The organism is Marvinbryantia formatexigens DSM 14469 (assembly GCF_025148285.1).
In the GTDB taxonomy this organism is placed as follows: Bacteria; Bacillota; Clostridia; order Lachnospirales; family Lachnospiraceae; genus Marvinbryantia; species Marvinbryantia formatexigens.
Genome location: NZ_CP102268.1, coordinates 809767 through 832627, shown reverse-complemented (window position 1 = coordinate 832627; position 22861 = coordinate 809767). Strand labels below are relative to the sequence as shown.

Annotated in this window: 21 protein-coding genes and 1 pseudogene; all 22 read left to right on the top strand. The window is 52.0% G+C overall.

The window, feature by feature from the left end:
• Window positions 1-117: 117 nt before the first annotated feature.
• The 22 genes and pseudogenes from NQ534_RS04230 (at window position 118) to NQ534_RS04125 (ending at window position 22858) form a co-directional block, all read left to right on the top strand.
• On the top strand, window positions 118-2442 hold the full coding sequence (locus NQ534_RS04230) for an Ig-like domain-containing protein (RefSeq protein WP_006860966.1): 2325 nt from the start codon (window positions 118-120) through the stop codon (window positions 2440-2442).
• Complete coding sequence (lepB, locus tag NQ534_RS04225; protein ID WP_006860968.1) at window positions 2442-3161, top strand: signal peptidase I; 720 nt, start codon at window positions 2442-2444, stop codon at window positions 3159-3161. The genes NQ534_RS04230 and lepB overlap by 1 nt, the downstream gene beginning before the upstream one ends.
• Before the next feature lie 151 nt (window positions 3162-3312).
• The gene (locus NQ534_RS04220) at window positions 3313-4326 is read left to right on the top strand and encodes a DUF7601 domain-containing protein (protein WP_006860969.1); all 1014 of its coding nucleotides are present in this window, start codon (window positions 3313-3315) and stop codon (window positions 4324-4326) included.
• Between the two features lie 315 nt (window positions 4327-4641).
• Window positions 4642-5433 (top strand): class B sortase, encoded by a 792-nt coding sequence (gene srtB, locus NQ534_RS04215; protein WP_006860971.1) that lies wholly within the window; start codon window positions 4642-4644, stop codon window positions 5431-5433.
• Between the two features lie 47 nt (window positions 5434-5480).
• Complete coding sequence (locus NQ534_RS04210; protein WP_006860972.1) at window positions 5481-6200, top strand: streptococcal pilin isopeptide linkage domain-containing protein; 720 nt, start codon at window positions 5481-5483, stop codon at window positions 6198-6200.
• Window positions 6184-7125: a transcriptional regulator gene (locus NQ534_RS04205; protein WP_006860973.1), complete on the top strand. Its 942-nt coding sequence runs from the start codon at window positions 6184-6186 to the stop codon at window positions 7123-7125. Before NQ534_RS04210 ends, NQ534_RS04205 begins: the two co-directional genes overlap by 17 nt.
• Before the next feature lie 147 nt (window positions 7126-7272).
• Complete coding sequence (ahpC, locus tag NQ534_RS04200) at window positions 7273-7836, top strand: alkyl hydroperoxide reductase subunit C (protein ID WP_006860974.1); 564 nt, start codon at window positions 7273-7275, stop codon at window positions 7834-7836.
• Window position 7837: 1 nt separating this feature from the next.
• Window positions 7838-9499 carry an FAD-dependent oxidoreductase gene (locus tag NQ534_RS04195; RefSeq protein ID WP_006860975.1) on the top strand — a complete coding sequence of 554 codons (1662 nt, stop codon included), beginning with the start codon at window positions 7838-7840 and terminating at the stop codon, window positions 9497-9499.
• Between the two features lie 187 nt (window positions 9500-9686).
• A complete protein-coding gene (locus NQ534_RS04190) occupies window positions 9687-9908 on the top strand; it encodes a DUF3791 domain-containing protein (RefSeq protein WP_040782271.1) in 222 nt (73 codons plus the stop codon).
• A complete protein-coding gene (locus NQ534_RS04185; RefSeq protein ID WP_006860977.1) occupies window positions 9908-10441 on the top strand; it encodes a DUF3990 domain-containing protein in 534 nt (177 codons plus the stop codon). The genes NQ534_RS04190 and NQ534_RS04185 overlap by 1 nt, the downstream gene beginning before the upstream one ends.
• Complete coding sequence (locus tag NQ534_RS04180; RefSeq protein ID WP_006860978.1) at window positions 10434-10628, top strand: hypothetical protein; 195 nt, start codon at window positions 10434-10436, stop codon at window positions 10626-10628. Before NQ534_RS04185 ends, NQ534_RS04180 begins: the two co-directional genes overlap by 8 nt.
• Before the next feature lie 139 nt (window positions 10629-10767).
• Window positions 10768-11469 carry an ABC transporter ATP-binding protein gene (locus NQ534_RS04175; protein ID WP_006860979.1) on the top strand — a complete coding sequence of 234 codons (702 nt, stop codon included), beginning with the start codon at window positions 10768-10770 and terminating at the stop codon, window positions 11467-11469.
• A 12-nt stretch (window positions 11470-11481) separates the two neighbouring features.
• Window positions 11482-13707 (top strand): ABC transporter permease, encoded by a 2226-nt coding sequence (locus NQ534_RS04170; protein WP_006860980.1) that lies wholly within the window; start codon window positions 11482-11484, stop codon window positions 13705-13707.
• Window positions 13708-13775: 68 nt separating this feature from the next.
• Window positions 13776-14042: a DUF4160 domain-containing protein gene (locus NQ534_RS04165; protein ID WP_040782275.1), complete on the top strand. Its 267-nt coding sequence runs from the start codon at window positions 13776-13778 to the stop codon at window positions 14040-14042.
• 16 nt (window positions 14043-14058) lie between these two features.
• A complete protein-coding gene (locus NQ534_RS04160) occupies window positions 14059-14304 on the top strand; it encodes a DUF2442 domain-containing protein (RefSeq protein ID WP_006860982.1) in 246 nt (81 codons plus the stop codon).
• A 43-nt stretch (window positions 14305-14347) separates the two neighbouring features.
• On the top strand, window positions 14348-15460 hold the full coding sequence (locus NQ534_RS04155; RefSeq protein WP_040782278.1) for an anaerobic sulfatase maturase: 1113 nt from the start codon (window positions 14348-14350) through the stop codon (window positions 15458-15460).
• Window positions 15457-16131 carry a response regulator transcription factor gene (locus NQ534_RS04150; protein ID WP_006860984.1) on the top strand — a complete coding sequence of 225 codons (675 nt, stop codon included), beginning with the start codon at window positions 15457-15459 and terminating at the stop codon, window positions 16129-16131. Before NQ534_RS04155 ends, NQ534_RS04150 begins: the two co-directional genes overlap by 4 nt.
• The gene (locus tag NQ534_RS04145; protein ID WP_006860985.1) at window positions 16128-17315 is read left to right on the top strand and encodes a sensor histidine kinase; all 1188 of its coding nucleotides are present in this window, start codon (window positions 16128-16130) and stop codon (window positions 17313-17315) included. Before NQ534_RS04150 ends, NQ534_RS04145 begins: the two co-directional genes overlap by 4 nt.
• A 101-nt stretch (window positions 17316-17416) precedes the next feature.
• Window positions 17417-18082, top strand: a pseudogene (locus tag NQ534_RS04140) (ABC transporter ATP-binding protein); the annotation flags it as partial.
• A 170-nt stretch (window positions 18083-18252) separates the two neighbouring features.
• Window positions 18253-20652 (top strand): ABC transporter permease, encoded by a 2400-nt coding sequence (locus NQ534_RS04135; protein ID WP_006860987.1) that lies wholly within the window; start codon window positions 18253-18255, stop codon window positions 20650-20652.
• 190 nt (window positions 20653-20842) lie between these two features.
• Window positions 20843-21550 (top strand): LytR/AlgR family response regulator transcription factor, encoded by a 708-nt coding sequence (locus tag NQ534_RS04130; protein WP_006860988.1) that lies wholly within the window; start codon window positions 20843-20845, stop codon window positions 21548-21550.
• Complete coding sequence (locus tag NQ534_RS04125) at window positions 21551-22858, top strand: ATP-binding protein (RefSeq protein ID WP_006860989.1); 1308 nt, start codon at window positions 21551-21553, stop codon at window positions 22856-22858.
• Window positions 22859-22861: the final 3 nt, after the last annotated feature.

Below are 22861 nucleotides of genomic sequence, written 5' to 3'. Positions count from 1 at the left end.
CGGATTATCTGCCGTCCATCTCTGTTACCGCAAAAATTACCCCATAACAAACATTATGCAGTAAACTGGCCGTTGGTTGGCAGTGCATCTGAAAAAAAGAAGAATGGAGAATGTGGAATGCAAAGGAAAGTGAAAAAATCATTGACATTCCTGATGGCGCTGGTCATGGTGATGTCCCTGGTCTGCGGAAGCGGTTTTTCTGTAATTGCGGAAGAGACCGGGCTGACAGAGCTTACCACGGACAGCGGCACGGAAGCGGAAACACCGGCTGCCGTTCCGGAGACAGAGGCACCGGCAGCCATACAGGAGGAAACAGCCGGTCAGCCGGAGGCGGAAACGGTACCGGGGGAGACCGGGGAAATCGTTCCTTCCGAGACATGGACAGAAAATTTCAGTGAGGGCGGGACGGAACACTCAGAAAATGTGACAGAGAACGTCAGTGAACCCGGCAGTGAAATAACCAGTGAGACGACTGGCGAGACCACAAGCGAAGCAGTCAGTGAAAGCGGAAGCGAAAACCTTACAGAGGAAGCAGTCTCTAAGAAGGAAAGCGAAACAGCAAAAACTACTGAGAAAGAAAAACCGGAGTTTACATACTGTACAACCGTGGACGGAATCACCGTGAGCATCCATGCTCCGGAGGGCATCCTTCCGGCAGGGACGACCGTGATGGTAAAGCCGCTCGCGGCGGACGTGCTCGATACTGCCGAGCAGACAATCAACGACACGCTGGGAGAAAAAGAAGTTGTCCAGCTCATTGGCTTCGACATCACCTTCTATGATGCCGACGGCAATGAAATGCATAATCTGGACGGTTCGGTTCGCATCGAATACTCCGGTATGGATATCGTGGAGGATGCGGAGGAAGCACGTGTCTATCACGCAGATGAAAATGGAAATATTACCGACACACTGACGGAAGCAGCAGCCCCGTCCGGTACGGTGGGGTTTACATCCGATAAATTCTCTCCGGTGCTGTATGCAGTATATGCGGAGGATGATGGGATTTCTACAACGGCAATCTCCGGAGAGACTACGGTTGCGGTGGGAGAAACAATTACTCTGACATCCAGCAATACGGCAAATTCAAGCTGGAGTTCCAGCGATAGTTCTGTTGCTACAGTGAATTCGAACGGAGTTGTAAGAGGAGTAGCTGCTGGCAAAGTAACGATTACGCATACGTTTTGTAATAATACGGGCGGATGGCATAGACATGGCCGGGGATGCAATTCCAACGGCAGGGAAACACATGAAATAGAAGTTACCGCAACATCAGAGGGCAAGCCTGAAGGTGCGCAGGTTTACTGTCTGCTGACACCTACCAGCAATCCGGATAGTAATGATGTTAATCAGTGGGGAACTGTTGTCACAAATAACGGAAATCATGCAACAGTAAAAATACCTGGCACTGCGAGCTGGACAAATAACAAAAATATTTTTAAGCGGAATGATGCCAATCTCTCAGATTACATTGTTTCATGGCCGGATACTTCTTCTACGGGCGGAACATGGACTGTGCGCGACAAGACTACATATAAAACATTATTTGAAGAGGTTTTGAGAGAGTATGGGGCACAGTTGAGTAGTCAGTATGAAATTACAAACTTGACGCTGGATGATATCGAATCCATTACACTGATTCCTTACAAGATTTCAAAGGAAAATGGCACTAATCCAGATAAACATATAGACTGTACAATCAGCGTAGTTTGCAGCAAAGCTTATGTTGCAAGCTTTTATGTACAAAAGCCTGGAGAAACGGGATATACACTTGTAAGCAGCCAGAATAAAAGGATTGTTAATGAGACACCGGAGGAGATTACTGAATATATTGATGCTTCAATTCCTAAAACAATGGAACGCAACGGAATCACTTACGTGTTTGATGGCTGGTATAAATATAGTGAGGATGGAGATAAAGTTGAGACTTGGCCTTATTATCCGACGAATGCAGAAATTAAAGAGCATAACGGTACAATAGATTTCTATGCGAAGTATGTTCCGTCGACTACCAGCATTACCATTGAAAAGCAGGTAACCGGTGGTCTGGGAGACCGCACGAAAGAATTCCACTTTACTTATAGCTATGGTGATGTGACAAAGGACTTCTCTCTGACGCATGGGGGAGCGGAAAAGATTGATAACATTCCGGTCGGAACAGAATTAACGCTGACTGAAACGGATGCCATTGGTTATACCGTTAGTGCAACATCAGAGAATCTGACAGTAACGCAAAGTACGGATGGCGCAGCAACGTTTAAGGTCAAGGTTGCTGCTGACGGAAAAGTTGTCGTTACCAATAACAAGGAAGGCTCTCCGGATACCGGCATCACGTTGGATTCGCTTCCATACATCGTTATTCTGGCAGTTGTAATTGCGGGAGCGGTTCTGTTCGTTATAGGCAGACGTAAGAAATATCGCGCCGGTCAGCGGAGAAAGTAATGACGACTGAAAGACGGGAGAGAGCCAGAGAGACGCAGGAACAGAATACATACAGGGAACAGCCGGTGCAAAAACAGGCTGATTACAGAAATCCACCGGCGCCGGGACGGGAAACATACAGAGAACGCCCTGTGCGGGAGCGCGATGAATATGGGGAACGCCCCGCACAGGAGCGCCGGGGACGCAGAAGCGGTGCACGGGCTGCGCGCGAAGAGAAGCAGAGACGGAAGGAAGAAATCCGAAAAGGTTATGTAAGTCTGCTCATACGGATTGTGCTGCTTGCGGCAGCAGGCTGGCTTTTTCTCACACAGGTTTTTCTGATTACACAGGTTTCCGGGAACGGCATGTTTCCGGCAATGAAAGACGGCGATTTGGTATTTGCGTTCCGGCTGCAGCAGGAATACGCAAAAAATGATGTCGTGGTTTATGAAGTGGACGGGCAGGAGTACATCGGACGAATCGCCGCCCGCGGGACGGATGTGGTGACGCTGGATGACAGCGGAACGCTTCTTGTAAACGGCACGGTACAGAGCGGGGAGATTCTCTATCCGACCTATGCGGAAGGAGAACTGGAGTATCCTTACGCGGTGCCGGAAGGATATGTCTTTGTGCTCGGTGATTACCGGACACAGACAGTGGATAGCCGGACACTTGGGGCGGTTCCAATGGGGGACGTGAAAGGGAAAGTAATCACCATTCTCCGCCGGAGGGGATTATAGAATGGAGGGCAGAGCGCCGGTGCATACCGGTCGTGTCAGGAAAAGCGCAAAGCGAAGAGCAGACAGCGCCGAGCAGAGCACAGCTCACACAGTATGATAAGCCGAAAGGCTGTTCATAAATAAATTTTAATATTCCAGGGAGGAAAAATTCATGAAAATGAAAAAACTTGCAGCAATTATTTTTTCAGCAGCTATGGTGCTGAACATGGGAGCAGCGGCGATGGCAACGGGAGAACCAACACAATCACCTACTGATATGAAAACCGTCACCATCACAAAGAACTATGAAGCGACAAACAAAGGTACAACTTCTCCGGCAGAGACTTTTAATTTTACTATTGCGAATACCTCTGTTAAAGATGCTGCTTCTGGTGTTACTGCAGCCAATATGCCGACGCCGGCGATTGGAAATGTGTCATATACAGCCGGTGAAGCTGGTTCCACGACCAAGAGTAAAGATATTACAGTAACCCTGCCAGAGTATAGAAGTGTTGGTGTTTATACCTACACGATTAAGGAAGACCAGGGTTCAACTGCCGGTGTTACATACCGTACCAGTGATATCAAACTGGTTGTTACAGTTCTGCAGGATGCAAGCGGTTATATCCGTGTAGCTGCTGTTCATACAGAGGATGAAGGTGGAAACAAGACAAATACTTTTAATGACAATGAGTATTCTGCAGGTTCCCTGGCTGTAAAAAAGATTGTTACTGGAAACTTAGGTGACCAGCAGAAAGAATTCGCTGTGACAGTAACATTTACAGCTCCGGAAGGAAAAACAGTCAGTGAAGCAATTTCCTACTCAGATGGTGGCACGGATTATACTATTCCTGCAAGTGCATGGACAAGTGGAACGGCAACTGCTGAAATTAATCTGAAACATGATGAGACCGTGACCTTCACCAATATTCCTTATGGAGTTACTTACACTGTAAAAGAGGATGATTATACTAGCGACGGTTATAAGACAACATATGCTTTTGGTGATAATAACAAGAAAATTGATAGTGCAAGTGACAGCGTAGATATCACAAATAATAAGAACAACGATAAGATTGACACCGGCATCAACCTTGACAGCATGCCGTACATCATGATTCTTGCTCTGGTTGCAGTATGCGCAGTAGTTATGTTCGTAAGAAAGCGTTTCTCTGCAAACCGCTAAATTTATCTTAAGTCACTGCGTGTGCGGGACAGGGTCCGGCGAAATGTCTGTCAGAAAGGCAGGGCAGTAAAGTGCCGGGATGACGGAATGACGCGGTAATAAAATTACGTGGTAAAAGATTAACGCGGTAATAAAATTACGCGGTAAAAGACTGACGCGGCGAAAAAACAACGCGGCGACGATACAACGCGGCGACAAAACAATACTGTAAGCAAATAACGAAATAACAGACGACAAGAAGAACAAAATGACAGAATAACAGAACAACAGGCGGAACCTCTCCCCGGAGCTGCTCCGGGGAGGGCGGGAAGCCGCATGATACGGGAGTGGAACTGTATGCGTTTGGCGGGAGCATTCTTGAGGGCGGCAAATGCCCTTGTCTCCTTTGTGGTAGCCCTGTGTCTCTGCACGGCGGGGCTGTACTCCGTATATGCGCTGTGGGACAACAACAGAGTATATTCGGCGGCGGAGGATGTGCGCGCGGATATGATGAAGCTGAAGCCGGTGGTGATTGAAGACAATGGGGCTTCTTTTGAAGAGCTTCTGGCAGTCAATCCCGATGTTTGTGCGTGGGTCACCATAGACAACACAAATATTGATTACCCTGTTCTGCAGGGGGCAACAAATCTTACCTATATTAATACCGATGTATACGGGAACTTTGCGATGGCAGGCAGCATTTTCCTGGATTCCCGCAGCGACCGCGGGTTTGGCGACACGTATTCGCTTCTCTATGGGCATCACATGGCGAACGGAAATATGTTCGGGGACCTCGATAAATTTGAGGAGGAGACCTTTTTCCGGAAAAATAAGACAGGAACCCTGATTCTGCCGGACAGAACCTATGACCTGGAAATCTATGCCTGCATGCTGGTGACGGCGTCCGAGAATGCCATTTTCGACCCGCAGCAGTATCAGGATGATATAAATTCCCTGCTGGATTTTGTGGAACAGAATGCGCTGTATTACGATGCGGATACGGTTGCAGGGCTGCGGCAGACGGACGGAAGCAGCCAGATTCTGGCGCTTTCCACCTGCTCTTCAGAATTCACAGATGCAAGAACCATTATTCTGACAGTGATGAAGCCACGTAACAGCGCAGATTAGCGGAATTGCTGCGGAGCCACATGTCAGCGAACAGGAGGATATGAAAAATGAAAACATGGAAACGAGGAATTCTGATGGCGCTGGTGCTCACCGTATTCGGGGCGTTTGGATTTGCACCGTCAGAGGCAATGGCGGCAGAAGGGCTGGTTACAGAGGTTCCGGTGCGGATTTCCCTGTCCGGGACGCTGCCGGAGGAGGCGGAGGACTTTTCCGTTGTCCTGGAGGCGGATGATGCATCCGCACCGATGCCGGAGGGCAGCGACGGCGCGGTCTGCACGCTGGTAATCTCCGGGGAAGGGACGCAGAGCTTTCCGGTAATCCGTTTTCCGAGGGTAGGCATTTACCGTTACACAATCAGCCAGCAGGGCGGTTCCAATGCGGACTGCACATATGATAATTCCGTATATCATCTGGTTGTCACCGTGACAAATGATGAGGCGGGCGGTCTCGGCGCGGTATCCGTGCTCTACCGCAATGAGGAGAGCGAGAAGCTGGACTGTGCTTCCTTTGAAAATGTTTATGTGACGGAGACGGAAACTGAGACAGAATCAGAGACAGAAACGGAAACAGAAACGGAAACCGAAAAACAGACAGAAAAACAGACCGAGGCGAAGAAGAGTGACGCGCCGAAGACAGGCGATTCCACAAATCTGACACTCTGGGCTGTGCTGATGGGAGCTGCGGTGGTTATCGTTGCTGCCGCGATCCTGGCGAAAAAGAAGCTGACGGCAGGAAATGGCGGTAAGAATTATGGCGGGAAAGAGTAAAAATCTGGTTGGACAGAGGTTCGGTCATCTGACCGTGCTGGAAAAGACACCGGAGAGGTTCTGCGGCTACGTGGTCTGGCGCTGCCGCTGTGACTGCGGGCAGGAGACGCTGGCGAACACAAAGTATCTGCAGCGGGGCACGGCAACGGACTGCGGCTGTATCTCGAAAAATTCTTCGCGGGGAAGGAACACCGCCGCCGACCTCACCGGTCAGCAGTTTGGACATCTGACGGTGCAGTCGCGCGCGGAGAGCCGCCGCGGGCATATGTACTGGAACTGCCTCTGCGACTGCGGCAATACGAAAATCGTATCGTCGAACAGCCTGAAATCCGGCAGGGCAACGAGCTGTGGCTGCGAAAATCTCTGGATGCACCACATGAAGGACGACCTTGCCGGACAGCGGTTCGGACGGCTGGTGGCGCTGGCGCCCACAAAAGAAAAAAGCAAAAAATCGTCGGTGTACTGGCACTGCCGTTGTGACTGCGGGAAAGAGGTAGAGGTCACGCGGGACGCCCTCCTGAGCGGTGCGCAGAAAAGCTGCGGCTGCCTGCGCCGGGAGGTGCAGGACGGCATCCGGGACCGGCTGACGCGGGTGGACGGTACCTGCATTGAGTGGCTGGAGAAGCGGAAATACCGCTGCGACAATACCAGCGGCTTCCGCGGCGTGAACAGGACCGCGCGTGGCGGCTACCGGGTAAATATCGGTTTCAAGGGACGCCGCTTCTATCTGGGAAGATACAAGACCTTTGACGAGGCGGTGCAGGCGCGTCTGGAGGCGGAGGAAATGATTCACGGCGGCTTCGTGAAAAGCTACCGCCAGTGGAATGAAAAAGCGCAGGCGGACGCCGAATGGGCAGAGCAGAATCCGCTCGTCTTCGAGGTCGTAAAAGAAAAGGATGGGCTTCATGTCGTATCCAGTGTGTAACAGTCAGGCTGGAGGGAACAGTAACCGGCTCGCAGATATACATATCATGAAAAACTTCCGGCTTGACAACAGGCCGGATTGTTTATATAATATGGTTAGTTATAGCTAACTATAACACAATATGGAAAAGATAAAGGAGGACGAAATATGTCTTTAATTAACAAAGAAATCAGTGATTTTACTGTTCAGGCTTATCATGAGGGTGCATTTAAACAGGTTTCCAAAGCGGATGTGCTGGGAAAATGGAGCGTATTTTTCTTCTATCCGGCGGATTTCACTTTTGTTTGCCCGACGGAGCTGGAGGACCTGGCGAATAAGTACGCGGATTTCCAGGCGGCGGGCTGCGAGGTGTATTCCGTTTCCTGCGATACGCATTTTGTCCACAAGGCGTGGCATGACGCTTCGGAGCGGATTAAAAAGATTGCTTACCCGATGCTGGCGGATCCCACACATGCCCTGTCAAGGGATTTTGAGGTGTACATCGAAGCGGACGGACTGTCGGAGCGCGGCACCTTTATTGTGAATCCGGAGGGAAAAATTGTCGCTTATGAGGTGAACGCCGGAAATGTGGGCAGAAATGCCGACGAGCTGCTGCGCAAGCTGCAGGCGTGCCAGTTTGTACATGAGCACGGGGACGAGGTTTGCCCGGCAAAATGGCAGCCGGGCGCCGAGACGCTGAGGCCGAGCCTGGATCTGGTAGGGCAGTTATAATATGGCGGACAAAAAGAATTTATACGATGTGGTAGTCATCGGCGGAGGACCGGCGGGTCTGACAGCGGCTCTCTATCTGGCGCGCGCCCGCTACCGTGTTGTGGTGGTGGAGAAAGAGCAGTTTGGCGGGCAGATTACCATCACCTCCGAGGTGGTGAATTATCCGGGGGTGGAAAAAACCTCCGGAAAAGCGCTGACAGACAGTATGCGCCGGCAGGCGCAGAGCTTTGGCGCAGAATTTCTGCTGGCGGAGGTCACAGAGCTTTCTGTGAAGGGAGATATAAAAAAGGTGCAGACCAGCCGTGGCACGCTTTCCTGCTTTGGAATCCTGCTGGCGGCGGGCGCCCGTCCGCGCACGGTCGGTTTCCGGGGAGAACAGGAATTCCGGGGACGCGGCGTAGCTTACTGCGCCACCTGCGACGGAGAGTTTTTCAGCGGCATGGACGTGTTTGTGGTGGGCGGCGGCTTTGCTGCGGCGGAGGAGAGTGTTTTTCTGACGAAATATGCCCGCCATGTGATGGTTCTGATTCGCGGAGACGGTTTTTCCTGCGCTCCGGCGGCAGCGGAGGCGGCGCTGCACAATGAAAAGATTACGGTGCTGACACACAGTCAGATAGAAGAGGTTTCCGGGGACGATGCGCTGCGCGTTCTGCGCTACCGGAATACGCAGACGGAAGAGGTGACGGAATACCGTCCGCCCGAAGGGGAAACGTTTGGCGTGTTTGTGTTCGCCGGATATGAGCCTGCCACGGAGCTGGTGAAAAATCTGGCGGACTGCGATGCGCAGGGCTATGTCATAACGGACCGCAGTCAGAGAACGACCTGCGAAGGGCTGTATGCGGCGGGAGATATCTGTGTCAAGCCGCTGCGCCAGGTGGTGACAGCGGTCGGGGACGGCGCCCTGGCAGCTACGGAGCTGGAGCGGTATGCCGCCGCCATGCAGAAAAAGACCGGGCTGCATCCGGAGCAGCCGGCAGGAACACCGGCGGCGGAAAACCGGACGGCAGTTTCCGGAGAACATACGACGGATAAAACGGCGGCGGAAAAAGAGGATGCGGCAGGGCATCTGTTTACGCCGGATATGCTGGCGCAGTTAGATACGGTGTTTTCGAGAATGCAGACGCCGCTTGTACTGGAATTGTATCTGGATGATACTCCTCTGTCGGAAGAACTGATGGGCTATATGGAGGAGCTGTGCTCTCTGACGGACCGGCTTTCGGTCATACGCGGAAAGGGAGAAGTAAAGGACGCTCCCTGCGTGCGGGTGTGCCGGGACGACGGCTCCTGGACGGGCCTGGCGTTTCACGGGGTTCCCGGCGGACATGAGTTTACCTCCTTCGTGCTGGGGCTTTACAATGCGGCGGGACCGGGCCAGGCGCTGGAAGAGGAGCTTCTGGAGAAGGCGCGGAAGCTGGAAAAGACGGATATGAAGGTGCTGGTTTCTTTATCGTGCACCATGTGCCCGGAGCTGGTGACGGCGGCGCAGCGCATTGCGGCGGAAAATCCGCTGGTGACAGCGCAGGTGTACGACCTGAATCATTTCCCCGGTCTGCGGGAGAAGTACCGGGTGATGAGCGTTCCCTGCCTGGTCATAAACGACGGGGAGCAGGTCTCCTTCGGAAAGAAAAATGTAAGGCAGCTTCTGGAGCTGCTGGAAAAATAAAGGCGACGACCGGCTGCGGGGAAATATCCCTGCCGCCGGTCATCTTTGTTGGCGTGCACACGACGAAACGTCCGGTGGATGTTTTTTGGTCGCCGTGCGTCCGAAGGGGCTGCCCCGGCTTGAAATGACAGAGGATTTATTGTAAAATGTGGTTAAGAAACTGAAATTACCGGAAGGGGAGGGTGGTATGACAAAAACAGATAGAAACATATTGGAATATATTGTTGTCTGCATCAGTGAATTTGCAGTCCGCTACGGGATGCATATGAAAGATGCATATATTTATTTAAAACAGTACAAAGGAATTGAGTTTTTAAAAGAATTTTATGACGTGGAGCATACACTCTCATTTGATGATGTTTTGGATGATTTATATGCGATTTGCAGAAAAAACGGAGGTGCCGCTTAATGAAGCTTTTTCATGGCTCAAATATGGAAATTGATAAAGTGGATTTGTCAAAGTGTATGCCATATAAGGACTTTGGACGTGGATTTTACACCACGCTTCTGGAAGAACAGGCATGGAGGATGGCACAGCGCAGAGCCAGAATAGATGGAGGAATACCAACAGTAACTGTGTATGAAATACCGGAGAATCTGGTGGAGAGAGCAGACCTTAATTGTCGTATATTTGGTGATAAGCCTACGGTTGAGTGGGCTGTTTTTATAAAAAATAACCGGGACAGAAAATTTACTGATTTTAGAAATCCGGAGTGCAATCTTGACTGTAAATATGATATTGTAGTCGGACCTGTGGCAAATGACACAGTGGGGCTTTTGATACGGCAGTTTAGCCGGGGAACGATAGATGCAGAATATCTTAAAAAAGAGTTTGATTTTGGCAGGCTGACAAACCAGTATACATTTCATACGGAAAATGCGCTTCAATATCTGAAGAAAGTGGGTGTGATGTATGACCAATCAGCAGCAGGAAATGATTGAATATACGACACAGGAAGTGATAGCATATCTTATGGAAGATAAAGAGATCATGATGGAGCAGGCTATGGAACAGTTTTATACGTCGGACACGTTTGAAAAATTATGCGATGTAAGAACGGGATATTATTTAGAGGGCTCCGCTTATATATATGAACTGCTGAAAAAAGAGCTGCAAAATAAAAAATGACACAGCAGTCGCGTGAATGTAGCTTGACAGAAGCTCTGGACAGGTGCTATGATGGACGAAGGTTAGCATAAACTAACTAAAAGTCGCCAGGAAACGGAAATTTCCAGGGGGCGGCGAAAAAATAAAGGGAGTGTGGAGTATGGAGCTTATTTCTTTAAAAAATGCGGTAAAAAAATATGGGAGCGGAGAGAACGAGGTATACGCGCTCAATCATGCGGAGCTTACCATCGAGGAGGGAAAAATATGCGTGATTCTCGGCCCCTCCGGCTCTGGAAAGAGTACGCTTTTAAATATGCTGGGCGGACTGGATTCGCTGGACACGGGAGAGCTGACCGTGGCAGGCAGAAAGGTGACGGGGCTGTCGCAGGATGAGCGGACCGATTACCGCAGGGAGGATGTGGGATTTGTTTTTCAGTTTTATAATCTGATTCCCGATCTGACGGTGGAGGAAAACATCGAGGTGGTAGCGGATATCGCGGACAATCCGCTGGATCTGCGGGAGGTGCTGGAAGCGCTGGATATAGAGAAATATCGTCGCCGCTTTCCGGCGGAGCTGTCGGGCGGACAGCAGCAGAGGGTGGCGATTGCCCGTGCGATGATTAAAAATCCGCGGCTTCTGCTCTGCGACGAGCTGACCGGGGCGCTCGATACGAAGGCATCCGGGCAGGTACTGAAGTTTGTTGAAAAAATGAATGACCAGTTCGGCACAACGGTCGTCATTATCACACATAATGAAGCCATCGCCGGGATGGCGGACCAAATCGTCAGGCTGAAGGACGGCAGGATTTCCGGTAATTTCCGGAATGAGCACAGGCTCCGCGCGGCGGAGCTGGCGCTGTAGGGAGGGATACCGATGAAGCTGAACAGACGCTATATGCGCAATATCAGGGAAAATCTGTCGTTTTATGTCTCTTCCACCGTGCTTACGGTGGTGACGCTGCTTCTGTTTTTTCTTTATCAGATTGCGGGCAGCGCGATACTGGATTTCAGCAGGGATTTTTATGCGCGCAACCAGATCGAGGACGCGCATTTTACGACTTATCTGGAAATCCCGGAAGCGGAGCTTGATGAGCTTGCCGATACGTATGATGTTGTTTTAGAAAAGCAGCGGTATATCAATATCGAAACAGACGGTGTGACTGCGCGCATTTTTCAGAAAACGGAAAACATCGACCTTTATGAGGTCACACAGGGAAGGGACGTGTCGGCGGACAACGAAATCGTCATATCCGAGGGATATGCTCTGGAAAACAATGTAAAAACGGGCGACAGCATGAAAATCGGAGATAAGGAATATGTGATTTCCGGTTTTATGCAGCGCCCGGATTATCTGTATATGCTGGAAAATGAGGACGATTCTTATAAAAACGTTACGACCTTTTATCTGTGCTACATGACGGAGGAGGAATTTGAAAGCCTTGGCAGCACTGGCTGCCAGTATCTTGCGCGCTATCATGAAAATTCCGACGTCACAGGTCTGCGCAGGGCGGTGCATGACCGGTATTATATGAGTACCTACACTTCCGCAAAAGAGAATCCCCGCATTATCATGGTGGAGCAGCAGGCGCAGATGTTTATCGTGATGGCGTACATACTGCTCTGCATTCTTCCGCTGGTGGCGGTGATTCTGATTTGCATTATTATCAGCCGCAAGGTAAAGACGGAGCAGCGGATGATTGGGACGCTCTCGGCGCTCGGCTATAAAAAGAGACAGCTTATGCTTCACTACGCCGGATTTGCGGTGATTCCGGGACTCTTCGGTGGAATTCTGACGGCGGTAATTTCTGCCGCGGTAGCGCAGCCGATGAGCGAGCTGGGGCTGCAGGATTACGAGCCTATGCGGGTGAGGGGACACCTGGATGTGACCGCCGCGCTGCTCGGCGTGCTCATCCCGACGGCACTCTACGTGATTGCCGCGCTGCTGGCGGTGCGCAGGCTGCTGAAGAAAGACACGGTGCTGCTGCTCGGAGGAAATGCGGACGGTGGGACGAAAAAGGCAAAGAGAATCCTTGCGGGCAGACGGATTTCTTTTCGCACGAAGCTTGCCGTCCGCTCCATGCTCGGCAATCCCGCGCGCAGCTTTGTGGTATTTCTGGGCGTCTTTCTGGGCTGCTTTATTATGCTGCTCGGACAGGGTATTTTTGATTCCATAAATCATATGGGGGATACGGCGGCGGAGGAGATGGGCAGCTTTGCCCGCCAGTACATCCTGAATGATTTGCTGGTGGAAAATCCCTATGGCGGGGAGACTATGCTGGTATCCGCCGTGGAAAATGAGGCGGGGGACCGGCTGTCCGTGATTGGAACGGAGACAGATAATCCCTGGCTCAATCTGAAGGATGAGAACGGAAGTACGGTTCCGGTGGAGGACGGATATTATATTACCAGTCTGGTGCAGATAACGCTTGGCTGGCAGCCAGGCGATACGGTGACGGTATACAATCCGCTGTCGCTGGAGGAAAAGGAGCTGGAAATTGCCGGCGTCATCCAGAACAATGTGCAGAAGAGCATTATTACCTCGAAGGCGCTGGCGGCGGAGCTGACCGGGCTGGATGAAAACAGCTTTAACTGCATCGTCAGCGGAAGCACGCTTTCGATCCCGGAAGCCCGGATTGCGCAGGAGAGCCGGCGGGAGGATATTACTGACCAGGCGGAGGCAATGACCGGTCAGATGGATTTCCTGCTGCAGATGATTATCGGACTTGGCGTTATCATCTGCATTGCCGCGGTTTACGTTGCGGTCAATATGCTGGTGTCCGAGAGCCGCCGCAGCATTTCGATGCTGAAGGTGCTGGGCTACCGGGACAGAGAAATTGATAAAATCGTGCTGCGCGCCCATCATATTCTGCTGCCGCTTGGAATTATCGCGGCAATCCCCTGCGTTTATGCAACGTCGCGTATTTTCTTTATATGGATGGTGGATTACGGCGTAATGCTGATTGACACCTATATTGAGCCTGAAAGTATGGTTATCTCAATTCTGCTTACAGCCGGCTGCTATTTTGGCTCGCTCTGGCTGCTGCGCAGAAAAGTGAAAAAAGTGGATATGGTGGAGAGCCTGAAGGACAACAGAGAGTAGAGCACCGGGGGCATAGTGATTGCGATATCGGAAAAAGTATGGTAGACTAAAGAAAAAAGGGTGATGGAATGCCGATATTATCAATGTTTTATGGAATTATAGTCAGAATGCAGAGTGAAAGGGGCGGAAAGCATAATGTCCCGCATCTTCATGCTGTTTATGGAGAGTATGAGATAGTAATGTCTTTGTCGGGAGAGAAGCTGGAAGGGTCGTTTCCGGGAAAGCAACAGAAATTATTAGTTGCATGGATAGCTCTGCATGAAGATGAATTAAAAGCAAACTGGCAGCTTTTATGTGAAGGAGAAGGGTATTTTAAGATAGAACCCTTGCGATAGAAAGGGGAGGAACAGTATGTTGAGACCGACAGCTATTAAGGTGATACCCGGAAAAGATTATACATTAGATGTGACTTTTGATAATGGGGAAAGAAAGCTTTTTGATGTGAAGCCATATATAAAAGGTTCCTGGTATGGTATGCTGAGAGATTTGTCATATTTTAACCGTGTAAAAACAGACGGATTTACAGTAGTATGGTCGGATGGACAGGATATCTGCCCGGACGAATTATATTATAACAGTAAAACAGAAGTCTCATGAATATAACAGCAGCCAGGTGCGGTTACGTGGAGGAGGAATCGTTATGCCGCCAATCAGTGTTTTGATGAAGCCTGCGTCCGGGATGTGCAACATGATGTGCGATTATTGCTTTTACTGTGACGAGACAAAGAAGAGAACGCAGCAGTCCTTCGGCTTTATGAAGGAGGAGACGCTGAAGAATATCATCCGCAAAACGATGCTGCGTGCGGAGGGAGGCATCAGCTACGCCTACCAGGGCGGCGAGCCGACGCTGCGCGGGATTGATTTTTTCCGGAGAGCGGTGGCGTATCAGAAGCAGTACAACAAACACGGCATCCAGGTGCAGAACGCCTTTCAGACGAACGGCTATCTGCTGGATGAAGAGTGGTGCCGGTTTCTGAAAGACAACCATTTTCTGGTGGGCGTTTCCCTGGACGGCATCCAGGAGGTGCATGACGCCTACCGCCACGGGAAGGACGGCCGTCCAACCTATGAGCGCGTGGTGCGCGCCACCGGGCTGCTGGATGAATACGGCGTGGATTATAACATTCTTACGGTGGTAAACCGCCGGGTGGCGGAGCGGATAGAAGATATCTATGAAAATTTCCGCAGGCACGGCTGGAAATACCAGCAGTACATCGCCTGCCTGGACCCGCTGGGGGAGCCGCACGGGCAGAACGAGTATGCCCTGCGCCCGGCGGAATACGGAGAATTTCTGATCCGTCTGTTTGATTTGTGGTATGCGGACTGGCAGAAAAGACAGCAGCCCTACATCCGGACATTTGAAAACTATGTCAGCATTCTGGCAGGGTATTTCCCGGAGGCGTGCGACCAGAGGGGAACCTGCGGGATACAGTATGTCGTGGAGGCGGACGGCGGCGTTTACCCGTGCGATTTTTATATGACCGATGAATATCTTCTGGGCAATTTCAACGACTGCAGGCTGGATGCGCTGGATGAGCGCCGCCGGGAGCTTGGATTTATAGAGCGATCGCAGAAGTTGTCCGCAGAGTGCTTCGCCTGCCGCTATTATCACGTCTGTCGCGGCGGCTGCCAGCGCAACCGCGACTGGAAGCTGCAGCAGGAGGCTTACGAAAATTATTTCTGCAGCGCTTACCGGATGTTTTTTGACGCGTGCTACGGAAAGCTTGCCGGGATTGCGGAGGAGCTGAAATGACGGCAATCTATTATGTGGAGGATGACGCGGATATTGCGGAAAATGTAAAGACCTACCTGGAGCAGCGGCAGATGGAGGTCTCTGTGTTTGACAGTGTCGCCGGGGCGAAGGAGGCGCTGCGCAGGAGGCGTCCGGAGCTTCTGCTGGCGGACCGCAATATGCCGGACGGGAGCGGAGATGAGCTGTGCAGGCTGGTCCGCCGCCTGTGGGGCGGGCAGGTGCCGGTTCTCTATCTGACGGTCCGGGGCGGAACGGCGGATATTGTCGGGGGATTTGAAAACGGGGCGGACGATTATGTGGTAAAGCCCTTTGCACTGGAGGTGCTGTATTCCCGGATTCTGGCGCTGCTGAGGCGCAGCAGCCGGGTGGAGGAGATGCATTTGTCCTGCGGTTGTCTGTCCCTGGACAGGGAGCGGCAGGCGGTATTCTGCAGACAGGAGGAAATCCGCCTGAGCAGTCTGGAATATCAGATACTGCTGCTTCTGATGGAAAACAAGGGAAAGACCGTAACCAGAAAACAGCTTCTGGAGCAGGTGTGGGACAGCGGCGGAAATTTTGTGAATGACAACACGCTGACGGTCGCGATGAAGCGCCTGCGGGAAAAGCTGCACAATCCGTCCTGCCTGAAAACCATACGCAGTTTTGGATACCGGATGGAGGAGAGCATATGACGGAGAGCAGAAAATGGCGCCTTACCGTGTGGCTGCCGGTGCTGGTGTGCGTGCTCGGCATAACGGGACTGTCGCTTATCTGGCTGCAGCAGTACCGGCAGGCAGCCTTTGCGCACATTTCAGAATTCAGCGAAATTATCATAGAAAACGACCCGGAGGCAGAGGCGCAGGTGCTCTCTGCGCTGAAGGAATACTGCGCGCAGTCTGAGAGGCGGGCATGGGAAAACCAGTTCCTCAGACAATACGGATACCGGGAGGAGGATTTCCGGGAAGGGACATATCAGAGCTTTTTTGTCCCTTCCCTTGTTTTATTGCTCGTAATGACCGGCGTCTATCTGACTGCCGTCCGCTGCCGGGAGCGGCACAGCGGGAAACGGATTGCGGAGCTGACCGGTTATCTGGAGCGGGTCAATGCGGGAGCATCCGGCACTGTCATGCAGAAAAAAGAGGACGAATTTTCCTGTCTGCAGGACGAAATTTATAAGACCGTCACCGCTCTGCGACGGACGAAGGAGACGGCGGTGCAGGCGAAGGAAAACTTTGCGGACAATCTGGCGAACATCGCCCACCAGCTTAAAACGCCGGTCACGGCGGCGCTTCTGTCCCTGCAGCTTATGGAAAAGACGGCGGCAGAAAACAGCAGGGTGCAGATAGAGAGACAGCTTTTGCGCCTGAACCGGCTGGAGGAGGCGCTGCTGACGCTCTCGAAGCTGGACGCCGGCGTTTTGCATCTGGAGCGCGCGGCGGTAGATGTTTATACGGTTTTCAATCTGGCAGCGGAAAATCTGCAGGAGCTGCTGGAGCGGAAGGGGATTGCCGTGGATATCCCGGAGCGCGGGTGCGTGGAGTTTTGCGGAGATATGGAATGGAGCATGGAAGCCCTCATGAATCTGATGAAAAACTGTATGGAGCATTCTGCGCGCGGCGGAGTGATTCACTGCGATTATTCCGGCAATCCGCTTTACACAGAAATGAAGGTGTGGGACGAGGGCGCTGGCTTCCTTCCGGAGGACATCCCGCATCTTTTTGAGCGGTTCTACCGCGGAAAAGACGCGAAGGGAGACGGCACGGGAATCGGACTTTTTCTTGCGCGCTCCATTTTTGAGCTGCAGGGCGGCAGCATTACGGCGCGGAATCTGCCGGAGGGCGGAGCCTGCTTTGAAATAAAAGTTTACTGTCACTGAAATGTCACTTTCCTTTGCTATAATGAGCGAAAGGGGGCTGGACCGCGGCCTCCGGCAAAACGGGATGAAATGTTCCGCGGGCGAAGGAAGGAGAGGGCATGATGGAAATATTAAGATGTGAGGGAATCCGGAAGGTGTACGGCGCCGGGGAAAACCGGGTCGTCGCTCTGGACGGCGTAAATCTGTCGGTGGAGAGGGGAGAGTTTGCCGCCATTGTCGGGGCGTCGGGCTCCGGAAAATCCACGCTTCTGCATATTCTCGGAAGTGTGGAGCAGCCGACGCAGGGGCGCGTGCTGGTGGAAGGAGAGGATATCTCCTCCATGAACCGGACACAGTCCGCCATTTTCCGGCGACGGAAGGTGGGGCTGGTTTACCAGTTTTACAATCTGATTCCCACGCTGACGGTGCGGCAGAATATTCTGATGCCGCTGCTGCTGGATAAGCGCAGACCGGACCGGGAGTATTTTGCACAGATAGTGGATACGCTGGGGATTGCCGACCGGCTGGAATTTCTTCCGGGGCAGCTCTCCGGCGGGCAGCAGCAGCGCGCAGCCATCGCAAGAGCGCTGATTTACCGCCCGGCGATTCTGCTCGCGGACGAGCCGACCGGAAATCTGGACCGGAGAAATTCGGAGGAAATCATTGATATGCTGAAGCGCTCCAACCGCAGTCTGGACCAGACGATTCTGCTGATTACACATGATGAGCGGATTGCGCTGGCGGCGGACCGCATGATCACCATAGAGGACGGGCGCATTATCGGCGATTGCTTTTGCGGAGGCGCCGGAGAGGATGATTGTTTTTGCGAGGGAGCCGGAGAGGGCGATTGTTCTTGCGGAGGCGCTGGAGAGGATGATTGCTTTTACGGGGGAGCCGGAGAGGATGACGGCTTTGCGAAATACGGAGAATCCCGCTCCGGGAAACGGAGGCAGGAAACATGTGGAAGGATTATTCCGTAAGCTTTATAAAAAAGAACCGCGCCTCCAGCGTGTCGGTTGCGGCGGCAGCGTTTATTGCCGCGCTGTTTCTGTCGCTGCTTAGCAGCCTGTTTTATAATTTCTGGAATTATGAGGTGGAGCGGATTATTCTGGAGGAGGGCGGCTGGCATGGACGCATCACCGGGGAAATCAGAGAAGAGGACCTGTCTGTTATAGAAAATTTTGCGAATGTGGAGAAGGTGCAGGTACATGCAACAGCGCCTCCGGAAACGACAGTAGATATTTATTTTAGAAATATCCGTGCGGTTTACCGGGAAATGCCGCTGATTGCAGAAAGGCTCGGTCTGGGGGAGGAGGCGGTGTCATATCATGAGCTGCTTTTGTCAAGATATCTGGTGCATGACCCGCAGGATGAGGAGCCGCCGCTTCTGATAGCCTTTTATCTGGCGATACTGCTCGCCGTATCGCTTTCACTGATTTTGATTATCCACAATTCCTTTGCGTTGTCCATGAATGCGCGGATTCATCAGTTCGGGATACTTTCCAGTATCGGAGCTTCGCCGGGACAGATCTGCACCTGTCTGATGCAGGAAGCCGCGGCGCTCTGTGTTTTGCCGCTGCTGGCGGGAAGCATTGCCGGGACGGCGCTTGGCGCGGGGGTTGTCCGCATCATAAATCTGCTGGCGGCAGATATGGCGGGAAGACATACGGCGGTATTTCAGTTTTCTCTGCCGGTATTTACGACAGCTATTCTGCTGTCGGGTGTGACTGTGCTGATATCCGCTTGGCTGCCGGCGGGAAAGCTTGCCAGGCTGACGCCGCTGGAGGCGATACGAAATACCGGGGAACCGGAGGCGGAGACGGCATGGAATGCCGGAAAGCTGCCGCACAGAGAGGCATGGAATGCCGGAAAACTGCCGCGCAGAAAGGCATGGAATGCCGGAAAGCTGCCGCGCAGAGCGGCACACAATGCCGGAAAGCCGAGAAGAAGCCACTTCCGTATACTGGCGCTGCTGGCGGGGATAGAGGGAGAGCTGGCGGGAAACGCGCTGAAAGCCAGGAGAAAAGCGCTGCGGACCTCCACGCTGTCCTTAACGCTCTCTTTTCTTGGCTTTACCGTGATGCTGTGTTTTTTCACGCTGTCCGGCATCAGCACAAATCACACATATTTTGAGCGCTACCAGGATGCCTGGGATATCATGATAACGGTAAAGAATACGGATATCGGCAGTATCGGGCAGGCGGAGGCTGTCCGGAGTCTGCCGGGTGTCAGAAGCTGTGTGATGTATCAGAAAGCGGAGGCGGTGTGCGTTATCCCGGAGGCGGAGGTCAGTGAGGAGCTGGATGCCCTGGGCGGTCCGGTCGCAGTAGCGGGCGGCGCGGTGACAGCGGCGGATGGGGCTTATCTTGTAAAGGCTCCGCTCGTGATTATGGACGACGCGGGATTTGAGGAATACTGCGCGCAGACCGGTATTTCTCCGGCGGGCGGCAGCATCGTGCTGAACCGTATCTGGGACAGCGTAAATAGTAATTTCCGTTATAAAGAATATGTTCCGTTCGTGAAGGAAGAGCAGCGGACCCTCCTGCTGCAGGGCGCCGGGGCTGTGCAGTCTGCGGCAGGATATGCATCGGAAGGAGCCGGGCAGGAGGCTGCGGCGGGGGACGCGCCGGAAGAAGCAGTGCGGCTTTCTGTGGATGGCTATACGCAGGAAGCTCCGGCTTTGCGGGAGGAGTACGAAAATTATGCGCTTGTCCAGTTTCTTCCGCTGTCCGTGTGGGAGAAGCTGTCCGGACCATCTGGCGGTGCGCAGGCTGACACGTATATTGGAATGCAGACTGACACGTATATCCGGATACTTGCTGTGGAAGGGACGACACCGGAGGAACTGGATGCTCTGGAAGCAGCCGCCGTGCATCTGCTGGACGGTTATACGACAGAAAGTGAAAACCGCATCCGGGAAAAGCAGACCGACGACAATATGAGAAGAGGCTCCATGCTGATTCTGGGGGCATTCTGTGCTCTGCTTGCCGTCATCGGGATAGCTAATGTATTTTCAAATACGCTGGGCTTCGTGCGTCAGAGAAAACGGGAATTTGCCCGCTATATGTCTGTCGGCATGACGCCGCGGCAGATACGGAAAATGTTCTGCGTGGAAATCCTGGTGATTGCCGGGCGTCCGCTGCTGATTACCCTGCCGCTCACGGCGGCGGTCACCGGCTTTATGATAACGGCGAGCTATCTGGATCCAATGGAATTTCTGGCGCAGGCTCCGGTCGTGCCTGTGCTTGTATTTTTCCTTGCCATCTTCGGGTTTGTTGCCCTGGCGTATTACATCGGCGGAAAGCGGATTCTGAAATGCAGTCTGGCGGACGCCCTGCGGGATGACAGTATCGGGTGAAGCGGTCCGCTCTGTTCGCGGCAGCTTTTGCAAATCCATTTAAAACTCGCTTTGCGAAAGGAATCTGTTCACGCTTAAAACAATTATAAGATATACTTGACCGGTTCCTGCTATCGTCTGCTATAATCATTACAGAGGCTCCGGGAAAGAGAAAACGGATATTCCGGAGCAGCAGGGAGGAGTGAGGAGCATGCTCAGGATTGCATTGGTGGATGACGACCGGGAGCATCTGGAGTTAATGAAATCGTATCTGGAAAGATACAGCGAAGAGGAAGGCGTCCGGGTTTCCGTGAAAGAATTTCAGAACGGTCTGAATTTTGTGGAAGACTATGACGGAAATTTTGACGTGATATTTCTGGACATTGAAATGCCGCATCTTGACGGGCTGGAGGCGGCGCGCCGCATCAGACGGGCGGACCAGTCGGTGGGAATTATTTTCGTTACCAATATGGCGCAGTACGCAATCCGCGGCTACGAGGTGAACGCGATTGATTTCATTGTAAAGCCTGTCCAGTATTATGTTTTTACAGACAAGCTGAAAAAAGCAATCCGGTTCTCTCAGATGAACACGGAAAAGGAAATTGTAATTGATACGGGAGACACGGTGGTAAAGCTGCGCTCCTCCAGAATCACGTATATCGAGAAGGACAAGAATTATCTCATCTATCATACCGCGGACGAGGCGTTCCGGATAAGGGGGACGCTGGCGGATGTGGAGAAAGTATTAAACCCGGAGGGCTTTTCCAGATGCATCAGCGGCTGCCTGGTAAATCTGAAGTATGTAACGAGGGCGTCGAAGGATACGGTGTGGTTGGATGAGGTACAACTGCCAATCAGCAGGCAGAGAAGGAAGGCGTTTAAAGAAGAGCTTATGAAATATATGGGAGGTGTATGCTAAATGGAAGGAATCCAGTTTATATCCTGTATCCGGTTTTCGATACAATTATTGATGGCGGAGGGCTTCTTCGCTGCCGGGCTGGAAAAAAGAAAGCATTTCTGGATAAGACTGGCGGCGGGGCTTGCCGGTTATCTGCTGCTTGCATGGCTGGTATACCTGCTGTTCAGTAGTATTCCGGGAAATCTTCCCGTTGCATACACCGCCTACTATATCAGCTTATTTTTCCTGTCGCTGGGATTTCTGTGGACAGCCTTTCAGATGACGGGAAAAGAAATGTTATTTGCCGGGGTATGCGGATATGCGGCGCAGCATATTGGCTTTGCGGTATACATGATTGTGCAGGAGCTGAGCGGGCTGGTCTTAAGCGGCGTCTGGGATTTTCTTATTTTCCGGATACTGCCGTATCTTCTGGTCGACCTGCTGGTTTACTTTGTCTTGATCAGACGGTACGAGGGGAAGAGCGAGCTGAAGGAGCGGGATATCCGGATGATTCTGCTTGCGCTGGTCATCCTGCTTACGGTCGTGTTTCTGAGCGTGCTCGTCGACAGCGAAATGTTCCGGGATGAATCGCCGCTGCTCAGAAATGTGCTGTGCAAAATATATGCGATTTTCTGCTGTGCGCTGTCCATGTTTATCGCCTTCAGTCTGTCCAGGCAGAACCGGATTCTCCACGAAAATGAAATGATGGAAAGTATGCTGCACAGCCTGCGGGAGCAGCAGAAGCTCTCCAGGGAGAATATCAATATTATCAATATAAAATGCCATGACCTGAAGTACCGGATTTCCCGGATTTCCAAAATTGAAAATTCGGAGGACCAGAAGGAATATATTGAGAGCATCCGGAACGCGGTCGCAATTTACGATAACATTTATCAGACGGGAAACGATGCGCTGGATCTGGTGCTCACGGAAAAGAGCCTGCTGTGTGACGAATATAACATTAAGCTGAGCAGCATGATAGACGGCTCCGCCCTGAATTTTATGCACACGACAGACGTCTATGCGCTTTTTGGAAATCTGCTGGATAACGCGATTGAAAGCGTGATGAAGGAGGCGGACGAGGAAAAGAGAATCATCAGTATCCAGATGTCCAGAAAGAGCCAGGGATATCACATACATATGGATAATTACTGCAATGAAGCCATTGTTTTTGAGGAAGGGCTGCCGGTAACCACAAAGGAGGACAAGGCTTATCATGGCTTCGGGGTCCGCAGCATTAAGTATATCGTTGATAAGTATAAGGGGGATATGCTGATGAGCGCGGGCGGGCAGCGCTTTCGGGTGGATATTCTGTTTTATATATCATGAGCG